At 42.3% G+C, this 17293-nt stretch carries 15 protein-coding genes, 6 tRNA genes and 1 pseudogene; 2 read left to right on the top strand and 20 right to left on the bottom strand.

All coding sequences use genetic code 11. From position 1 onward, the window contains the following. The 6 genes from comGB to tgt form a co-directional block, all read right to left on the bottom strand. Entirely contained in the window at window positions 1–1017 is a 1017-nt protein-coding gene (gene comGB, locus HMPREF1516_RS08915) for a competence type IV pilus assembly protein ComGB (RefSeq protein ID WP_000355368.1), read from the bottom strand. Beyond that, complete coding sequence (gene comGA / locus HMPREF1516_RS08910; RefSeq protein WP_000249587.1) at window positions 965–1906, bottom strand: competence type IV pilus ATPase ComGA; 942 nt, start codon at window positions 1904–1906, stop codon at window positions 965–967. Before comGA ends, comGB begins: the two co-directional genes overlap by 53 nt. 61 nt (window positions 1907–1967) lie before the next feature. Then, the gene (locus HMPREF1516_RS08905; protein ID WP_000286396.1) at window positions 1968–2333 is read right to left on the bottom strand and encodes a DUF1033 family protein; all 366 of its coding nucleotides are present in this window, start codon (window positions 2331–2333) and stop codon (window positions 1968–1970) included. 156 nt (window positions 2334–2489) lie between these two features. Beyond that, the gene (gene nagA, locus HMPREF1516_RS08900) at window positions 2490–3641 is read right to left on the bottom strand and encodes an N-acetylglucosamine-6-phosphate deacetylase (protein ID WP_033606376.1); all 1152 of its coding nucleotides are present in this window, start codon (window positions 3639–3641) and stop codon (window positions 2490–2492) included. A 140-nt stretch (window positions 3642–3781) separates the two neighbouring features. Further along, window positions 3782–5599, bottom strand: coding sequence for an acyltransferase family protein (locus HMPREF1516_RS08895; protein ID WP_001220881.1), 1818 nt, complete (start codon window positions 5597–5599; stop codon window positions 3782–3784). 131 nt (window positions 5600–5730) lie between these two features. After that, window positions 5731–6873, bottom strand: a complete 1143-nt coding sequence (tgt, locus tag HMPREF1516_RS08890; protein ID WP_033606375.1) for a tRNA guanosine(34) transglycosylase Tgt — start codon at window positions 6871–6873, stop codon at window positions 5731–5733. Window positions 6874–6989: 116 nt separating this feature from the next. Here tgt and HMPREF1516_RS08885 point away from each other — a divergent pair, with 116 nt between their 5' ends. Further along, on the top strand, window positions 6990–7847 hold the full coding sequence (locus HMPREF1516_RS08885; RefSeq protein ID WP_000876909.1) for a DUF975 family protein: 858 nt from the start codon (window positions 6990–6992) through the stop codon (window positions 7845–7847). A 40-nt stretch (window positions 7848–7887) separates the two neighbouring features. Here the strand turns inward: HMPREF1516_RS08885 and HMPREF1516_RS08880 are convergent, their stop codons facing one another. The 8 genes from HMPREF1516_RS08880 to HMPREF1516_RS08845 all read right to left on the bottom strand — a co-directional run bounded on the left by HMPREF1516_RS08880 (window position 7888) and on the right by HMPREF1516_RS08845 (window position 16052). Further along, window positions 7888–8250, bottom strand: coding sequence for a DUF1304 domain-containing protein (locus HMPREF1516_RS08880; protein ID WP_033606374.1), 363 nt, complete (start codon window positions 8248–8250; stop codon window positions 7888–7890). A gap of 10 nt (window positions 8251–8260) precedes the next feature. Further along, entirely contained in the window at window positions 8261–8686 is a 426-nt protein-coding gene (locus tag HMPREF1516_RS08875) for a MarR family winged helix-turn-helix transcriptional regulator (RefSeq protein WP_033606373.1), read from the bottom strand. A gap of 158 nt (window positions 8687–8844) precedes the next feature. Then, complete coding sequence (locus HMPREF1516_RS08870) at window positions 8845–9708, bottom strand: DUF2262 domain-containing protein (protein WP_000184915.1); 864 nt, start codon at window positions 9706–9708, stop codon at window positions 8845–8847. A gap of 149 nt (window positions 9709–9857) precedes the next feature. Beyond that, on the bottom strand, window positions 9858–11084 hold the full coding sequence (locus HMPREF1516_RS08865) for a LysM peptidoglycan-binding domain-containing protein (protein WP_000746969.1): 1227 nt from the start codon (window positions 11082–11084) through the stop codon (window positions 9858–9860). Window positions 11085–11249: 165 nt separating this feature from the next. Further along, window positions 11250–11870, bottom strand: a complete 621-nt coding sequence (locus HMPREF1516_RS08860) for an HAD family hydrolase (RefSeq protein ID WP_001172845.1) — start codon at window positions 11868–11870, stop codon at window positions 11250–11252. Between the two features lie 3 nt (window positions 11871–11873). Further along, window positions 11874–13154: an MATE family efflux transporter gene (locus HMPREF1516_RS08855; RefSeq protein ID WP_033606372.1), complete on the bottom strand. Its 1281-nt coding sequence runs from the start codon at window positions 13152–13154 to the stop codon at window positions 11874–11876. Window positions 13155–13214: 60 nt separating this feature from the next. Continuing rightward, complete coding sequence (gene thrC / locus HMPREF1516_RS08850; RefSeq protein ID WP_033606371.1) at window positions 13215–14699, bottom strand: threonine synthase; 1485 nt, start codon at window positions 14697–14699, stop codon at window positions 13215–13217. A gap of 75 nt (window positions 14700–14774) precedes the next feature. After that, window positions 14775–16052 carry a glutamyl-tRNA synthetase gene (locus HMPREF1516_RS08845; protein ID WP_033606370.1) on the bottom strand — a complete coding sequence of 426 codons (1278 nt, stop codon included), beginning with the start codon at window positions 16050–16052 and terminating at the stop codon, window positions 14775–14777. 211 nt (window positions 16053–16263) lie between these two features. On the opposite strand from HMPREF1516_RS08845, the pseudogene HMPREF1516_RS08840 reads away from it, so the two are divergent. Continuing rightward, window positions 16264–16658 (top strand): annotated as a pseudogene (locus HMPREF1516_RS08840) (transposase); the annotation flags it as partial. 113 nt (window positions 16659–16771) lie between these two features. Here HMPREF1516_RS08840 and HMPREF1516_RS08835 read toward each other — a convergent pair. The 6 genes from HMPREF1516_RS08835 to HMPREF1516_RS08810 all read right to left on the bottom strand — a co-directional run bounded on the left by HMPREF1516_RS08835 (window position 16772) and on the right by HMPREF1516_RS08810 (window position 17289). Continuing rightward, window positions 16772–16855: transfer RNA gene (locus tag HMPREF1516_RS08835), tRNA-Leu, on the bottom strand. 9 nt (window positions 16856–16864) lie between these two features. Continuing rightward, window positions 16865–16936: transfer RNA gene (locus tag HMPREF1516_RS08830), tRNA-Gln, on the bottom strand. A gap of 13 nt (window positions 16937–16949) precedes the next feature. Further along, window positions 16950–17022 (bottom strand) — tRNA-His (locus HMPREF1516_RS08825). Between the two features lie 14 nt (window positions 17023–17036). Beyond that, window positions 17037–17107: transfer RNA gene (locus HMPREF1516_RS08820), tRNA-Trp, on the bottom strand. A gap of 11 nt (window positions 17108–17118) precedes the next feature. Then, window positions 17119–17199 (bottom strand) — tRNA-Tyr (locus tag HMPREF1516_RS08815). Window positions 17200–17216: 17 nt separating this feature from the next. After that, window positions 17217–17289, bottom strand: a tRNA-Phe gene (locus HMPREF1516_RS08810). Between the last annotated feature and the right edge of the window lie 4 nt (window positions 17290–17293).

Below are 17293 nucleotides of genomic sequence, written 5' to 3'. Positions count from 1 at the left end.
TTAAAAATTTACCTCCATATTTTGATACATGGGCATAAGCATTGCCGCATAAAGTAAAACGATAATCAGGGCCACAAAGATAAAAACCAGTGGCTGTACCAGATTCATGGTACGATTAACTCGGGTAAAAAAGGCTTCCCAAGTTTTTTCAGCATAGATTTCCAACTCACTCCCCAGCTTGGACTTGACTTCCCCATACTCGATGATGAGGCTCAACTCCTTTTTAAAGAAAGGATAAGTCGCTATGGTTTGAGAAAATTCGCGGCCATTTTGCAGGGCTTGAGCCAGATCTTGACCGATTTCTTTAAAGAGCTGGGAACCCTGTTCCTGCATGATCTGAAAAATCTGCGTCAGCTCCATTCCCTGTGAAATCATATTGCCCCATTCACGCGCATAATAAGCTGTCAGATAAGTCTGGACAAAGATTCCTAGAAAGGGAACCCGTGCCAACATAGAGAAAACCCGCATCTTGGAACTTCTTTTGTAGAAAGTGAGGGCTAAAAGTAAAGATAGAGAGCAAACCAGCACTAGTTCCAGAAAAATTTGTGGCAGATTGCCAATTATTTGGGTGGCGATATTGCTACTGTCCAGTTGAGGGAGCAAATAATTCCTGAGCCCCAGCATGATTAGCAGGAGAAATCCCAGCAAAATCAGAGGATAAGTCGCCACTTCGATTAACTTCTTCTTGACCTTGGCCAGATTTTCCAGATATTCTTCTATCTTTCCCAAACTCAGGTGGAGATTTCCATGCACTTCAGCTAGAGATAATTGGGTCACAATAGCACTTGAAAAACCCAAGCTGTCCATCATCTCTGAAAAGAATTTCCCCTGAGACAAGCCTTGGTGCATCTGGGCCACATAGTCCTTTTCCAGCAAGGCACTTCTCCCCAAGAAAGAAATAATTTCCACCAAATGAAAACCACTGGAGAAGAGGTTGTTAAACAAGGTAATGATTTTCTTCTGCTTAGCTGTAGCTAATTTTTTCCGTTTCAGCCTGAAGATTTGTGATATGTCCATCTTTAAGAAGCTGATCAATCTGCTCATTCCAGCTAGTTGGCTGGTGTTCTTGATAGTCTTTGTTTGCAAAATCAACGATTCCTCCTCCCCCGATTAATCTCTGGTAGCAGACGCCTTGCAGGACAACTGCTAATTCCTCCTCCGTAACACCCAACTCCAGAAGGCGTTCATAAACACCTCGGATACTCTTGGCATGAATGGTTGAAAAGACCGTCGCCCCTGTCAAACTGGCTCTGACCACTGCACGTGCCGTCTCGCTATCCCGAATTTCACCAATAATCAAGAGGTCAGGACGATGCCGGAGAGACAGTTTGATGAGATTTTCATAGGTCAAGCCAATCGCCTCATTCAACTGTAACTGGAGCATGTCTTCCTGCTTGATTTCTACTGGGTCTTCGATAGACATAACTTGCTGCCCCTTAAACAGGGACTTGGCTAATTCGTGCATCAGAGTCGTCTTGCCACTGCCGACCGGACCTGCAAAAAGATAGAGGCCCCGTTGCCTGTACTGCTCACCCAGTTCGTTCATATCCTGAAACCAGAAATGCAGGTCCTGCTCCTCATCGTGCAACAAACGAATGACCAAACTCTCATGTCCCCGATAATCTCCCACGGTAGACAAACGCAGAGAAGACACCTTCTCCCCATGCTGATAGTCGCAAGAGCCCAGCTGACTACGTCTCTTCTCTCCTACGTTCATACCCGCCACAAACTTAAAATGACTAATCACAGCAGCTAAAACATCAAACTCATAAGAGTCAACGAGACACCGCTCGTCTCCAACCCGCATGTGAAGCTCGTAGGACTTTTCCTTGGGAATGAAATAGATATCCTGAGCCTTCTTTTCTTTCGCAGTAGCAATAATTTTCTGTGCAATTTCTTGTACCATACCGCCCTCCTTATCTAACTATTCGCAAAAAATTAAAAAAAGCAACTTAAAAAGTTACTTTTTATCTCCATTTCATACGGCAAGAACGGTGTTTTTCTTGGCCTGTTTGTTTTTCGTAGCCTGGACGTAGCTTTTCATCGGGGATGACTTGCTCATCCTGTAAAAGTGCCAAAGAATGGTACTGCTGCAAATACTCATCGCACTCATCACACCAGCGTTTATCAGCAGGATCCCAAAAGATAGTCATCAAATCACTCCGACTCTTATAAAGAGGATTCTTCTTTTCCAGCTCAAACCAGCATGATTTATAATATTTTAGAGCATCATAATACTTATCAAAAGATTGACTCATGATGACATCTTCTTCCCAACCTTCTATGAACCACCACGGTTCAAAGTCCCCATACATTTCTATAACACGATACATTCTTACTACTTCCTTTGTACCGTATATTATATCTAATTTTTTAATACAAGAAAAGGATTTTGCTTATTTCCCCCATTAGAAACTTCTTTAAGAAGCCTGTTATTTTCATCTGATAATAAAAATAGGAGTCCTTTATTGACCCCTATTTTTATCTTCTTAGGCTTGATAACGTTTCACACCATCTAGGTAGGTTGCTACCAATTCCAAATCTTTATCTAGTACGATAAAGTCAGCGTCGTAGCCTTCACGGATTTGGCCACAGACATCATCAATGTGAACAGATTTTGCTGGGTTGAGGCTGGCCATCATGACTGCTTCATGCGGATTCGCAATGCCCCATTCGACCACATTTTTCAAACCATCTTTGAGTTTGAGGATTGAACCTGCCAAATTTCCTGTAGATTTGAGGCGAGCAGTTCCATTAGCAACTACTACCGGGAATTCTCCCAACATGTAGTCGCCGTCTTCCAAGCCACCCGCTGTCATACAGTCTGTGATAAGGGCGATATTTTCAGTTCCTTTTTGTTTGAGCAAAATGTCACAGGCTTTTGGATCCACGTGATGACCGTCACAAATCAATTCAGCGTAAGTATGTGGCAACTCATACATGGCTCCCACCATACCGAGCTCACGGTGAGTCAACCCACGCATTCCATTGTAGGCATGTACCCAAACGCTTGCTCCAGCATCGACTGCTTTTTTAGCTTCATCAAAAGTCGCATTGGAGTGTCCAAGAGCAACGGTCACTCCTTCACCCGTAATTGTACGAACAAAGTCTTCTACACCTTCACGTTCTGGCGCAAGGGCGATTTTATTGAGCAAGCCATTGGATGCTTTTTGCCAAGCACGAAACTCATCCATACGAGGATCTTTCATGTAGGCAGGGTTTTGAGCTCCCTTGTATTTCTCTGTGAAATAAGGCCCTTCAAAATAGATACCACGAATTTTCGCTCCAGTTGCTTCCTGGTAACGAGCACCGATATTTTCAGTTACTGCGAGCAACTGCTCGTAAGAGGAGGTCAAAGTCGTTGGCAAGAAGCTGGTGACACCTGTACTAAGTAGTCCTTCACTCATGGTATGAAGGGTCCCTTCGATGTTATTGTCCATGACATCCACACCGCCAAATCCATGAATGTGGGTATCCACAAGTCCTGGGGCAATGCTATAACCTGTATAGTCAATCACCTCAGCTCCTTCAGGAATTTGATCCACATGCTTTCCAAACTTGCCATCCACAAGTTCCAAGTAACCGCCACGACGAACTCCGTGTGGGTAGAAAAACTGATCCGCTTTAATATAATTAGGCATAATGATAACCTCCTTGATAGATTGATTCTAGAATTTATTATGTCAATTACATTATAAACCTTTCTTTTTCATTTGTAAATGGTATAGACCTATTTTCTAGAGATATTTTAAAAGAGCTGGATTTCTCCAACTCTTTGATCTTATTTTGATTTTACAGGCAGTTCTTGAGCAGCCTTGATAGCAGCTGCAATCGTTTCTGCGTAAAGTTTAGCACCTTCTTCAATCATGTTGCTATCATTTCCAAAGTGGACTTGGTCAGTTCCAGCCCAGATTTCAGGGTGTTCCTTAGCGACCTTATTCCAGTCAGCGATGCTCACATATGGATTCTTTTCAGCTAATTCTCTCGCATAAGCCGCATACTGCTCCACTGATGCATAAGTGTCCTTGCTCTTGTCTCCCTCATAAGGTGTCACCAGTATCAGATGGTGTCCTTTCGGTAGATTGTTCACGATGCTATCCAAATCATTCTTGTAGCCTTCAGAATTATTAACCCCTGTTGCAATGACGACTGTTTTTAGCAGTGCCTTGTTCTGACTGTTATTGAGCATGATGTCATTGGCTTGCTTGGTCGTCCGACTAACCTGAGCATTGATATTTGCATCAGGAAGAGCCTCTTTTAAGGCTGTATTGGCACGCAAGGCTACCGAATCTCCAATCAGACTCGTTCCCTCAGAAATTCCCAGGCGACTGGCTTCTGCTTGTTCAGCAAGGGTTTTTGTTTGTCCTATATTGGTCTGAGCTTGCTTGAAACCATTGACCATCAAGTCTGTCTCAAAAGCTCCAACTTGAGGAGCCATAGCTATGATAATCAAGGTAAGTAAGGAAAGAACACCCACAACACTAGCACTAATGGGTCTGATATGATGCAGTTTAGTGATTTTTCTAACTAAAGCATTGGTCTTACCGGCAATCAATGGCTCAATAATATAGAAGGATAAGATAGCGAAGAAATAGGAAAAGATAACGGTTAAAATAACAGCGGGCAGATTGCTCATCAGCTGAGAAAAGATAATATAGAAAGGCCAGTGGAAGAGGTAAACCGCATAACTGGTATCCGCTAAAAATGTGATTATCCGAGGTTCTTGTATCTCAGGCGTTTTCTCATGTAAGACACGCGCAGCAAGAATCATGGTCACGGCCGCTAAACTTGCTAGTAAGAAACCAAATAGATAAGCGAATAGGTAGGTAAACTTGACAAAGAAAGTCAAGAGCACTAATACCAAAAGACCTGCAGCAAACACCAGTAGATTTTGACGAAGATCCCACGTCCGGTCAAACTGCTTGACTAAATCGCTCGTCTGACGAACCCCCACAACTGTCGCCAAAATGCTTCCTAAAAAGAAGGGATAGACATGGGTCAAACTTGAAAAGTAGACAGACGAGTGGGAACTAACCATTAGACTACCAATAAACATGGAGAAAAAGCTAATGATAAAAGCTCCCGTAGAAAGAAGAAATACCATCCCTCTCAATTGACTACTAGATTTTGAACGTTTCGATAAGAACCAAACCACTAAGCCCCAAAGAATATAGTAGTGAACCTCAACGGCTAGACTCCAGTTGTGAACAAAGAGATGCGGAATGAACTGGGATTCATAACTTCCCCCTGTTAACATTTCGTAGAAGTTGGTCATAAAACCGAAAACTCCAGCAATCTGACCGCCAATTCCAGCAACATAGTCTTGGCGAACTAGGAGGGTAAAGGGCATGGTCACCAAAACCATCAGCACCACAGGTGGTACGATGCGGTAAAACCGTCTCTTAAAAAAGCCCAGTAAATCAATCTGGCGTTTTTTCCCAAATTCTTCTAAAAGGAGGGCAGTGATCAAAAATCCTGAAAAAGTGAAAAAGACATCTACCCCAAAGAAGCCTCCAGGAAAGATTGTTTGAAAGAAGTGGTACAAGAGCACCAAAAGTAAACCTGTAATCCTAATCAAGGAAAACCATTTAATACGCATACGAGTTTATTCCCCACTCAATTAGATCTTAAAAACATCTAATTTTTATTCCATAATACACCTTATTTTATCAAAAAAAGAAGAAAAATCCTAAGAGAAAACTTAGGATTTTGGCATTCTAATTTTACACTTTAAAAATTGCGTCCTGACTTGTTGTAGCCATATTTTTCCACAAAATACTCACGGAATTCCAAGAGATTGTCATCCATGATGGCTTGACGGACCTGCTTCATCAGGTTGAGCAAGAAGTAGAGATTGTGGTAGCTAGTCAAGCGGATACCGAAGGTTTCGTCAGCCTTGAGCAGGTGGCGAAGGTAAGCGCGTGTATAGTTCTTACATGTATAGCAATCACACTCAGGATCCAGTGGCGTAAAATCCTCAGCAAACTGAGCATTCTTGACAACCAAACGGCCTTGGCTGGTCATACAGGTACCGTTACGAGCGATACGAGTCGGCAAGACACAGTCAAACATATCCACCCCACGAATAACTCCATCAATCAAGCTATCTGGCGCTCCGACACCCATCAAATAGCGAGGTTTGTTTTCTGGGAGAAGTTGGGTTGTGAAATCCAAGACTGCATTCATCTCTTCGTGCGTTTCGCCCACTGCCAAACCACCGATAGAGTAGCCAGGGAAGTCCATGCTAACAAGGTCGTGAGCTGACTGACGACGAAGGTCTTCAAAGCCCGCTCCCTGCACAATCCCAAACAAGCCTTGGTCGTGCGGACGACGATGAGCTTTCAAACCACGCTCAGCCCAACGGCTAGTACGCTCGATGGATTTCTTAACGTAGTCATAAGGTTGGTAAAACTGAGGACATTCGTCAAAGGACATCATGATGTCTGAGCCCAGATTGTTCTGAATAGAGATGGCTTTCTCTGGTGATAGGAACATCTTGGAGCCATTGAGATGGTTTTTAAAGGTTACTCCTTCTTCGGTGATATTTCGGCTATCTGCTAGGGAATAAACCTGGAAGCCACCACTATCTGTCAAAATTGGCTGGTCCCAATTCATGAACTTGTGGAGACCGCCTGCGCGTGCGACGAGTTCATCTCCAGGGCGAAGCCAGAGATGATAAGTATTAGATAGGATAATCCCTGATCCCATCTCCTTTAATTCTTCAGGTGACTGGGTTTTAACAGTGGCTTGGGTCCCAACTGGCATAAACATGGGTGTCGGGAAGGTACCGTGTGGGGTGATGATTTCTCCCAGACGAGCTCCCGTGTGTTTTTCTTTCTTAATCAAACGGTATTTGATTGGTGAATCTGACATTTTCTACCTCCGAAGCTGGGAAAAACAGTCCCAGTTCATACTTTGCGCCCAAAGGCATACTGTATGATTTTATCAAAAAAAGCTGGAACTGTCACGAACTATGGTATAATGAGAGAATGAAATACCCAAAAATTGATTTAAAAACTATTCGTCTGCAGGCTAGGCAATTTCAGGCTGAAAATCCCCGCCTCCTTCTGGTCTATCTCCTTCCTAGTATGTTGGTCATCTTGTCAGGCTTTCTCAACCCCTTGGCTCGTCTCCAAGAAAGTGTTTTAGAGCAATCCTTTTTCAGCATGCTGGCACAAGTACTCCAAGCCTATCTCTTCCCGTTAGTGGTTTCTTTTGTGAGCACGATTTTTCTAGCAGGTGCTGCCTTTGCGACACTCCGACTCCTCAAGGATCCTGATACAGAACTCTCAGTAAAATCAAGCCTGGCCCTCTTTGCTGAAGAGCGCTTCTCGCAAACCTTCCTAACTCTGCTCCTCAAACGTTTCTACCTCTTTTTATGGAGCATTCCAAACTTAGTAGGCGTTTATTTTCTCTTTTATAGCAATCTCTTGGCTCGGAGATTTGTCGCCCTACATCCTGAATTTCCAAAATTAGACCTCTCATCCGTTGAAACCGAGCAATTCCTTATGACCTTTGGACTCTACTTTTTCGCGAGTCTCATCTTGATGATTGTAGGGAATATCCTCTACATTCCACAACATTATGCCTACTCGCAGGTAGAATTCCTCCTCTGCGACACTCTGGATTTAGGACAGGCTAAACCCCGTCAAATCCTTAAAACCAGCCGTTTCTTGATGAAGGGTTACAAATTTCAACGCTTTGTCCTCGACCTACAACTACTCCCTTGGTACTTCCTCAACTGGATCACCTTTGGAATTGCTAGTTTTTCAATCCTTCCCTATATCCAAAACAATCATATCTTCTTTTACAGAGCCCTACTAGCCCGTAAACGTCGAAATGGATAAGAGCATACAAAAACCAGCATCGTTCAGGACGCTGGTTTTCTTATTTCAAAAGCAAAATACTCAGCAAAGTCAAAACAGCGGGCCCACCTTGCTTCAGAATAATCTTCTTATCTGCTGTTAGAGAACCGTAGGTCGCTGCACCAAGCACAAATAAAACAAAGATGGTCACAATTTCCAAACTTTGTGAGAAATAAATCCCGTACAAGAGAAAGGCACCTATCAAAGCATTATAAATTCCTTGATTTTTAAATAATGAACTCACTGAAGGACGAGCCAGTTCTTCCTTATCCACATTAAACACTCGACTAGTAGTATCTGATTGCGTAGCCACACTTTCCAAATAAAAAATGTAAAAATGCTCCAAAGCAACGATAGTTGCTAAAATAGTAGTAATGATTGACATCGTTTTCTCCTTAAAATTCTATTTTTTCTAGACCTGACACTAGTTTCGTCAGTAAAGTTGTTAGCTCTTTCTGCTCGGCTGTCGATAAGATGCTCTCCATCTGTTCCTTCACTCGCAAATGATGTTTAGGCGGACTGACTAAGAGTTGATTCTTGGCTTCTTGGGTTAATTCAACTAAGACTTCTCGCTGATTGGCCGGATTACGCTTGCGACTGACATAGCCCTCTGACTCTAGTATCTTAAAATGACGGGTCAAGGCCGCCTGGTCGATTTGCAACTTCTCCTGAACGGCAATCTGGTTGCAGGGTGACTGCTGCAGTAAAAACTGCAAGATTTGATAGCGGGTCAAACTAATTCCCAATTGTTTCTCAAAAAGTTGAGTGATCATCCGATCTGTTAAATGGAGCTGGTACAGTAAGTCGTTAATTTTTTTCATTTCTACCTCCTTGCGTACACTTGATTTATCAACTATTGAGTTATCAAGTATATTACAGAAAGATTAAAAACGCAACTATTTTGCTTACTCACGAAAAATAGCCTCTTGGTTTCAATCCCAAAAGGCTATTATTTCTATATTCTAGATAAAATCCAGCACTAACCTACCAAATCTGCTCGAAGGATTTCTCCCTCTTTATCAATGACAACTTCGATGGCATGGCCTGCAAAAATTTCCTCGCTATCATCATAGTAGAGGGTCAATTCCCCGTCTTCGTTGATCGATAGTTCACTCAAGGAAAGAGAGTTGATAAAATACTCTTCTGTTAACTCCACATCATTTTCATCTGAATCTATCCAGTCTTGGGCTGTTTCCCACAGTTCTTTGACAATATAGTCTTTAATCCGAGTATCTTGAACTTGGAAAGTTCCCATAAATTTCTTTAGATCATCAAAAGAACTTGGAGGGAGACTTTCATCTGCACTCACAGCAAAGATAGCATGAATCTTACCACCCTCGTAAGTGATGAATCCTTCAAACCAAGAATAGGCTCTGTTTAAGGTGAATTCGCCAATATCGTCTTGAATGATGACCGGTTTTTGATAGGTTTCAATCAAGGTCTCTAACCTAGAGTCTGAGGATTGGTCATCTAGGTATTCCAGCAAGTGGTAGCAGTTATTAGCTACTTCTGACATATATGGCTCTAACTCCATGAAGGGGCGTTTTTGACATTTGATATGATGAATTTTGTAGGGTTCAAAACTAAAGCCCCATCTCTTTTCTTCAAATTCCTCAGGAGTCAATACCCATTCCAAACGTCCCTCACGTTCAGAGAATTCCTGGGTTGCAACATTGACACTAGCTTTAAAATGAACGGACGGCATTTTACAACCATCTTTTAAAGAAGCGGCCCCAGTTACATTTTGGAGGGTAAAAATCAAGAATTCGACAATTTCACCACAAAATTCCTCTTCAAAATCATCTCTTGTTTTCTCAAATGGAGTTTTTAATCGATTTGTCATTCACTTCATCCTTTCTCTCTATGCTTAAAAGCGTTAGTATAGTTTTGTATCCGCTTACATTTTAACATGTTTTAGATTTTATTTCACTTATCGACACTATTTTACACAAAAAGAAGCTACACTTTTAAATGTATAGCTTCTTATTATTCTTAATTCATTGATACGTGAACGTGGTCATAGTGGTTTTCGGTCACACTACCACGATCCGGCATTGGATTCCACGTGTAGGCTGGTCCATATTTACTATCATATGGAGCGTAGAAACGTTGCTTCCAGATGATATAGTTGATACCACGGCTAGCCATATTTTTGACTGCATATTCTGCAATTTGATCTCCGAGTGCTGAACTCACTGGGACCATAAAGTCGATGGCCAATCCTTTACCATGGTCCCCACTGTCACCAGGACGGTAGCCACTAAAGGATGTAATCCCAAACAAGTTGGCTACTTCTTCTTTAAAGGCTGCAGTTTGTGGTTGAAGACCAGCATTCTCAGACTTAGCTACAGCAAGTCCTGCATAGTCAGGAGCCGCTGGAGCTGAATACGTTCTTGAAGGAGTTTGGCTTTGCTCTGCTTGATAAGTCGAAGTTACAGTGTCAGAAGTTGCTGTTGATGCTGCTGTTTCTTCTGCTACACTTGTTCCTGTTGTATCAGCAGGCGTTTCAGTTGCCGGCGCAGCTGCTACTGGTGCTTCTGCTGGAGTTGTTGCTGCCGTTTCTTCGGTCGCTGGAGTCGCCACTTTTGGAGCTTCTTCAACTGGACTAGTTGTTTCTGCTACTGGTGTTTCTGCTACTGGTGCTGCCGCTGGAGTCGTTTCTGCTGTTTCTTCAGCTACTGGTGTTTCTGTAGATGGTTTCTCTTCAGCAACTGTCGCTGTCTCAGAAACTTCTGAACTTGACGCTACTTCTGCTGGTTTTTCAATCTCTGTTGCAGTTGGAGCTTCCTCAATCGGTTGAGAAAGGTTTTCTACTTGAACTGTTTGTTCATCGACTGTTACTTGATTCGTCGTCAAATCAGCTGTCGCAGTCGTCACTTCTTCACTAGCGTCTGCTTGAGGAGTTTGGATTTCAACTTCCGTTACCTCTTCTTCCTCATTGACAGTTGTAGTGAGGACAGTATCTGGAAAAATCAAGTCCATATTGGTAATTTTGTTCAAATTAGCAAGAACCGTCACATCTACTCCCAAAGCTTCTGCAATGGTGCTCAAGGTATCACCATACTGTACTGTATAGCTTGTTTTGTTGTCCGTTTTAGTCAAATCGTTTTGGATTTGCTCAACACTACGTGCAGTCCAAAGGACTTCTTCTGCTTGGGTTGCCAATACTGGGGCAAATGACAAGGCTACTGTTGAGGCAAAAATCATTCTTTTCTTCATTCGTTCATATTCCTTTCAAATGAGTACCCGTCTATCATAACACAAAAAAAGCAGAAAAAAAGCCCTCTCGGGCCTATTTAATAGAACTGTCTATTCCTTGTAACAAACTCGATTACTTGAAATAGTTTGTTAGGTCTCTGTCACACAACTGACACAATCTTCTCGTTACTTACTCTCAAAAATATGAGGAATATCTGCTAGTGCTCGAATCATGTGATTGCCTTCAAAAGAAGACTCTAAAAAGTTGATGCTTTGAATGCCGCTATTCTGGGCGAATTCCACATCTAAAGTCCGGTCCCCTATATAATAGGTCTTCTCAGGATCCAGCTGATACTTGTCTAACAAATAGGTAGCCGCTTCTGGACTAGGCTTGCGCTCAAAGCCACTCTGACTGGTTAAAATCTCTGTAAAATAGGATTCCAATCCCAGATCCTTTAGAATAGTAAAAGCATTGTCCCCTTTATGAGTGTAAACAAAGTTCCGAATCCCTACTTGGTCTGCCCAATTCAACACCTCACGCGCACATGGCATCAAAACTACCTGAGCATTCTTCTCAGCCAGGCTCTGGGCACGTACCTGATTGAGCACTTCCGCATTCAGATTTCTCTCTTCTGCCACCTGCACCAGCAAATCCTGCACAGAAAACTTGAGGATAAACTCTCTCACTTTCTCCTTATCATAAGGAATAGAAAACTGACCAAAAGTCTCCTCAATCCCTGACAAAATCGCTTCGTAAGAATCCAATAAAGTCCCGTCTAAATCCCAAATAAAAGCTGTTTTTTGCATCTTCTATCCTTTCAAACTCATATAACGCTGGTAACGGTAACGTAGAAATAACCAGCGAAAACCATTATCCAAGAGAGTCCCTGCCCAAATACCAGGCAAGCTCCAACCAAGAACAATACCCATCAGATAAGCTGTGCCAATGCGGATACACCACATCCCAATACTTGTCGCATAAAAGGGGAGGCGAGCATTTCCCAAGCCCTGCCAAACTGCCGTATAAATAACTGTCCCTGTCGCCATGGGGGTTCCTAGTAGAGAGAACAGCGCCACCAAAACGCTCGCTTCGACTGCTACAGGGTCGGTCGTATAGAGATGAGTCAATGGTGTCCCTAAGGCATAGATACTGAGAGTTAAGGGCAACATGAGAAGCAGGGAGAGCCAAAAGGTTTGCTTGCTCAAATCATCTACTCTTTCCCAGTTATCCTCTCCAACGGCTCGAGCTACCTGCATGACCGTCGCCGTAGCGACGCCAAAGGCAGGCATATAGTTAAACTGGGTCAAGACTTCTCCGACTGCATTCCCCGCTACTGCCTCCGTCCCAAATGAAACAACCAAGGCAATGATCACTACATCTCCAGCCCGCATCATAAGACGTTCTCCTGCCGCTGGCAAAGCCAAAGTCAATAGTTCCTTATCTAAACCAAAAGTCGGTTTCTCAAAAGGCAGCTTTAATTGCGACCACAAAATCACAAGACCGACTAAGCGAGACAAGATAGTCCCCCAAGCAACACCCGCTATGCCCATATCAAGGACAAAAATAGCTAGACTTGAAAAAAGAATATTCAAGGCATTGGATAAAAGACTAACATAGAGAGGTAGACGCGGATTATGCGTTGCACGAATCAAGGCACCTAGACTCGTCATCAAACCCAAGAGAACAATCGATCCACCCACTAAAGATAGGTAGAGCCCGCCACTCTCAGCCACAGCCTGCTCAGTTCCCAAGAGCCCTATCATCTCTTGCCCAGCAAAGATGGATAAGGCGCCTAAAAGTGCACTCAGCAATAGGGTTATCTTGAGAGCCTCTGTCACGTGATAAGCCAACTTGGACTGATCTTTCTGCCCCAAACTTTTTGAAATAACACTGGAAATAGCAGCCCCTAGAGCGATAAAAATCGCCTGGTAAATGGTGATAATATTGCCAGCAACTGAAACACCCGAAATAGCTATCAGTCCCAAGTGAGCGACCAAGTAACTGTCCACCATTCCCATAAGCATCTGCAAAAAGTTTTCACCCATAGCTGGCAATGCAATATTAAGAATGTCTTTATTTTTCTTAAACAATCTCTCCTCCTGATGAAAAGAAACTCAGTTGGTTTCCCAACCGAGTTTACTCCCTCTGCCTTAAAGTCCTAGATAAGCCTCAACCGCTGCTTGCATATCAGCAGCTGCCACTGTTGTTTTATGACGAACTGGAGCTGTTTCAAGGCCATCAACCGCTGGTGGCACTGCCACTCCTGAAATGTCATGTAATTGAGCCAAGGCTTCAAAGTCAGTTAAGCCTGCTTTTCCTGTTACTGCTTCTACGGCAACCACTGGGAACTTGTATGGACTAGCTGTTGAAGCAATCACTGTCTTAGTCGCATCGCCAGTAGCTGCTTGGTATTTTCTATAAACAGCTGAGGCAACCGCCGTATGTGGATCCTCGATATAGGCATCTGTTTGATAAACACGTTTAATTTCTGCCGCAGTTTCTTCCTCAGTTGCATATTCAGCTGCAAAGAGTTCCAAAATCGCTGCATCAAAGTCTGTCAATTCATATTGTCCTTGTGTACTCAAGGCATTCATGAGTTCAGCTGTCTTAACCGCATTATTCCCCAAAAGATGGAAAATCAAACGCTCCAAGTTTGAAGATACTAAGATATCCATAGATGGACTAGTTGTCACTTTAAACTCACGTTTCTTGTCGTAAACACGTGTCTTGAAGAAGTCTGTCAAAACATTGTTGTCATTTGAAGCACAGATTAATTTGCCAACTGGAAGACCGATTTGTTTAGCATAAAAGGCAGCCAAGATATTTCCAAAGTTTCCTGTTGGTACTGTGAAATTGACTTTTTCACCCGCCACAATTTCGCCTGTTTTTACAAGCTGAGCGTAGGCATAAACATAGTAAACAATCTGTGGTACCAAACGACCAATGTTCATAGAGTTAGCTGATGAAAATTGCAACTTGTTCGCTGCCAATTTTTCACGAAGAGCTACATCGTTGAACATGTGCTTCACATTTGTTTGCGCATCGTCAAAGTTACCATCAATAGCGATAACATGAGTATTGTCGCCAGTCTGAGTAGTCATTTGCAACTCTTGTACCTTGCTGACACCATCCTTTGGATAAAAGACGATAATCTCAGTTCCAGGCACATCGGCAAACCCCGCCATAGCAGCTTTCCCAGTATCACCAGATGTCGCTGTCAAAATGACAATCTTGTTCTCCAAACCATGCTTTTTAGCGGCCGTTGTCATAAAGTATGGCAAGATAGACAAGGCCATATCCTTAAAGGCAATCGTTGAACCATGGAACAATTCCAAGTTGTATTGCCCATCCAGTTTCACCAATGGCGCAATAGCTGGAGTATCAAACTTGCTATCGTAGGCATTGTTGATACAGTAGTCCAACTCCTCAGCTGTAAAGTCATCTAAAAATGCTGATAAAACTAATTTAGCCACTTCTTGGTAAGAAGCATCTTTTAATGTATCAAAGTCCAAATCCACCTTTGGATAAGTAAGTGGTGTAAACAGACCACCATCCGTCGCCAAACCTTGCAAAATAGCTTGGCTGGCAGTTACTGTATTATTGGCATCACGCGTTGATTGATAAACTAATGTCATGAATCTCTATCCTTTATCTATAGTCTCTTCCATTATATCATGATTTTTCAGAAAATTCTCCCTTTATAAGAGAAATTATAATCCCAATTCTTTCTTCAAAGGCTCTAAATAAACCATTTCTTGCTTATCTCTTTTCTCCAGTCCTTCCTCAGCTAGGGTGAGTAAATCTTTAGAAAACTCGAGAACCGCAGCTTCTTCTTCATCTGTGAGTTGTTTTTTAGAAAATTGTCGTCTTAAAAGCTTATAATCACGACCAGCTGTGGTAAAAAAAGGAGCAGTTCGCAAGTAAGCCTCAAGCTTGTCTAAATGAACCAACAAGCCCAAGTGAAAAGCTGCTGAAGTAAAAGTCCTATCAAGTGGCTGAGTACACACACTACGAAACTCAACTGTTCCTCGAGTCGTTAAGTCTTGATACTGATAACTACGATGAGTTTCAAAATCCTTCTCCTGAGGATAAAGAAGAATCTCCTCCCCATCAAGAGCAAAGGCATGAATTTCAGGGGTTCCTAAGTAATCTTTTGCTCGAATTGGATAAAAATAATAGGTTTCACCATCCCGCTCTGCTGTAAAAATCGCAGAATGATTTAGGTAATCCAAAAAATCATCCTCATCTTTAAAGAGTCTAGCATTGACACCAATGTTCTCTGGATAGATACCATGCATGGACTCTTCCCAAAAAATATCTCTCGAAATTTTGGTATCCCAATCTGCCCCCGAAAACTCAGAATTTGCAAACAAATAAGCTTTGGCAGCTTCAATCTGAGTAAAAGCGTTGATAACACGCAGGTAGTTGGACCTTGAAACGTCCAGTTGAACCTGACTACCGCAGATAAAGGCTCCATACTCAGGAAAATCGTGTAAACCTCTACTAGTCTTACTTCTACTTAAGTTCAAATAATCCATCAACATCTGATAGCGGGGAAAAGCCACTGGACAATTCTCATTTTTATCCCAGTTAGGATGAAGGCCACAGCCAACAATAGCATGATTAGCTTCACCTAACTTATTCTGAATCGTAGCCATATAGAAGTTAAAGCGTTCTTCTACCTCTTGGATAGATTCAGCTTTTCCGAATGCAAACTCAATTGTCGTATAAGCAACCTCAAACAAGATCGTATCTTGGCTGACTAGATCAAGTAACTGAATTGGATTCCCAAAATCATCCACTTTTTCGATAGTAAAGCCCAGTACTGATGGTAAATACCGAAAGAGATCCTTAACAACTTCACCATCTGTAGCTTTACCCTCTAAATTTACAATAGGAAATTCTAACTCAATCCCAATAAATAAATCTGGGTTCTCTTTTATATTCTTTAAGTAACGTTTCTTTAGTAATTCAATAGACCGAGACATTGATCTCCAAACTCTTTCATAATCAAAATAAATTGTGAATAAGTAATATTATACCAAAAATCTAAGCAAAAAAGATTAGAATGGCACTCAAAAATAAGGCTCTATAATATTTGTAGATAGATATTATGGAGCCTATTTTTGTGTGATAAATTGTAAAATATAGTGCAACAAAAAACTCATAGCGTTTCATTGGTGTAAACTGTAAGTAACCACACAAACTATCATCCGAAATTACTTTCTTCACTACAATAGAATCGTTCGCTGTCAGGTGAAAATCATTACGATGGATATGTTTAGTCTTTACTATGACTTAGCTAAACAGCTTCGCTTTCAAATTTCTAGGTTCAGGCTCATTGAGGAGAATCTAAAGCAGGTTCATCCTCTTTTTCAGACTGTCTTTAAAACCTTCCTCAAGGACAAAGAGAAAATCGTCAACGCTCTTCAGTTACCCTATTCTAATGCAAAATTAGAAGCGACTAATAATCTCATCAAACTTATCAAGCGAAATGCCATTAGTTTTAGGAACTTTGAAAACTTCAAAAACGGATTTTCATCGCTCTCAACATCAAAAAAGAAAGGACGAAATTCGTCCTTTCTCGATCTTAGCTGACTTCAACCCACTACAGTTGACAAAGAGCCGTAATTTTTAGTAACTCAAGCAAATACAGATAATCAAATAAAAGAAAAGACAAGGCCTAGAAACCTTGTCATTATTACTATACCGGCGGCCGGGGTCGAACCGGCACGTCCTTGCGGACACTGGATTTTGAGTCCAGCGCGTCTGCCAATTCCGCCACGCCGGCAAATAGTAACTGGGGTAGCTGGATTCGAACCAACGCATGAGGGAGTCAAAGTCCCTTGCCTTACCGCTTGGCTATACCCCAATAATATAAAATAGGCGAGTGATGGGGATCGAACCCACGCATGCCAGAGCCACAATCTGGTGTGTTAACCACTTCACCACACCCGCCATAATCATATTAACACGGGCAGTAGGAATTGAACCCACACTGAAGGTTTTGGAGACCTTAGTTCTACCTTTAAACTATGCCCGTAACTAAAGTAATGGAAGGGGAGGGATTCGAACCCCCGAACCCGAAGGAGCGGATTTACAGTCCGCCGCGTTTAGCCTCTTCGCTACCCTTCCAAGTTATAAATAAAATATGGCGCGAGACGGAATCGAACCGCCGACACATGGAGCTTCAATCCATTGCTCTACCAACTGAGCTACCGAGCCAATA

The sequence above is a fragment of the Streptococcus sp. CM6 genome (genome assembly GCF_000526095.1).
GTDB classification, from domain to species: domain Bacteria; phylum Bacillota; class Bacilli; order Lactobacillales; family Streptococcaceae; genus Streptococcus; species Streptococcus oralis_BW.
This window is presented reverse-complemented; position numbering and strand designations above follow the sequence as displayed.

Bases quoted from the DNA above. Each gene is read 5' to 3' on its own strand.
- HMPREF1516_RS08875 (WP_033606373.1), bottom strand. From the start codon at position 8,686: ATGAAAAAAATTAACGACTTACTGTACCAGCTCCATTTAACAGATCGG.
- nagA (WP_033606376.1), bottom strand. From the start codon at position 3,641: ATGCCTAATTATATTAAAGCGGATCAGTTTTTCTACCCACACGGAGTT.
- comGB (WP_000355368.1), bottom strand. From the start codon at position 1,017: ATGGACATATCACAAATCTTCAGGCTGAAACGGAAAAAATTAGCTACA.
- HMPREF1516_RS08880 (WP_033606374.1), bottom strand. From the start codon at position 8,250: ATGTCAATCATTACTACTATTTTAGCAACTATCGTTGCTTTGGAGCAT.
- comGA (WP_000249587.1), bottom strand. From the start codon at position 1,906: ATGGTACAAGAAATTGCACAGAAAATTATTGCTACTGCGAAAGAAAAG.
- HMPREF1516_RS08870 (WP_000184915.1), bottom strand. From the start codon at position 9,708: ATGACAAATCGATTAAAAACTCCATTTGAGAAAACAAGAGATGATTTT.
- HMPREF1516_RS08860 (WP_001172845.1), bottom strand. From the start codon at position 11,870: ATGCAAAAAACAGCTTTTATTTGGGATTTAGACGGGACTTTATTGGAT.
- HMPREF1516_RS08845 (WP_033606370.1), bottom strand. From the start codon at position 16,052: ATGTCTCGGTCTATTGAATTACTAAAGAAACGTTACTTAAAGAATATA.
- HMPREF1516_RS08905 (WP_000286396.1), bottom strand. From the start codon at position 2,333: ATGTATCGTGTTATAGAAATGTATGGGGACTTTGAACCGTGGTGGTTC.
- HMPREF1516_RS08865 (WP_000746969.1), bottom strand. From the start codon at position 11,084: ATGAAGAAAAGAATGATTTTTGCCTCAACAGTAGCCTTGTCATTTGCC.
- HMPREF1516_RS08895 (WP_001220881.1), bottom strand. From the start codon at position 5,599: ATGCGTATTAAATGGTTTTCCTTGATTAGGATTACAGGTTTACTTTTG.
- HMPREF1516_RS08885 (WP_000876909.1), top strand. From the start codon at position 6,990: ATGAAATACCCAAAAATTGATTTAAAAACTATTCGTCTGCAGGCTAGG.
- thrC (WP_033606371.1), bottom strand. From the start codon at position 14,699: ATGACATTAGTTTATCAATCAACGCGTGATGCCAATAATACAGTAACT.
- tgt (WP_033606375.1), bottom strand. From the start codon at position 6,873: ATGTCAGATTCACCAATCAAATACCGTTTGATTAAGAAAGAAAAACAC.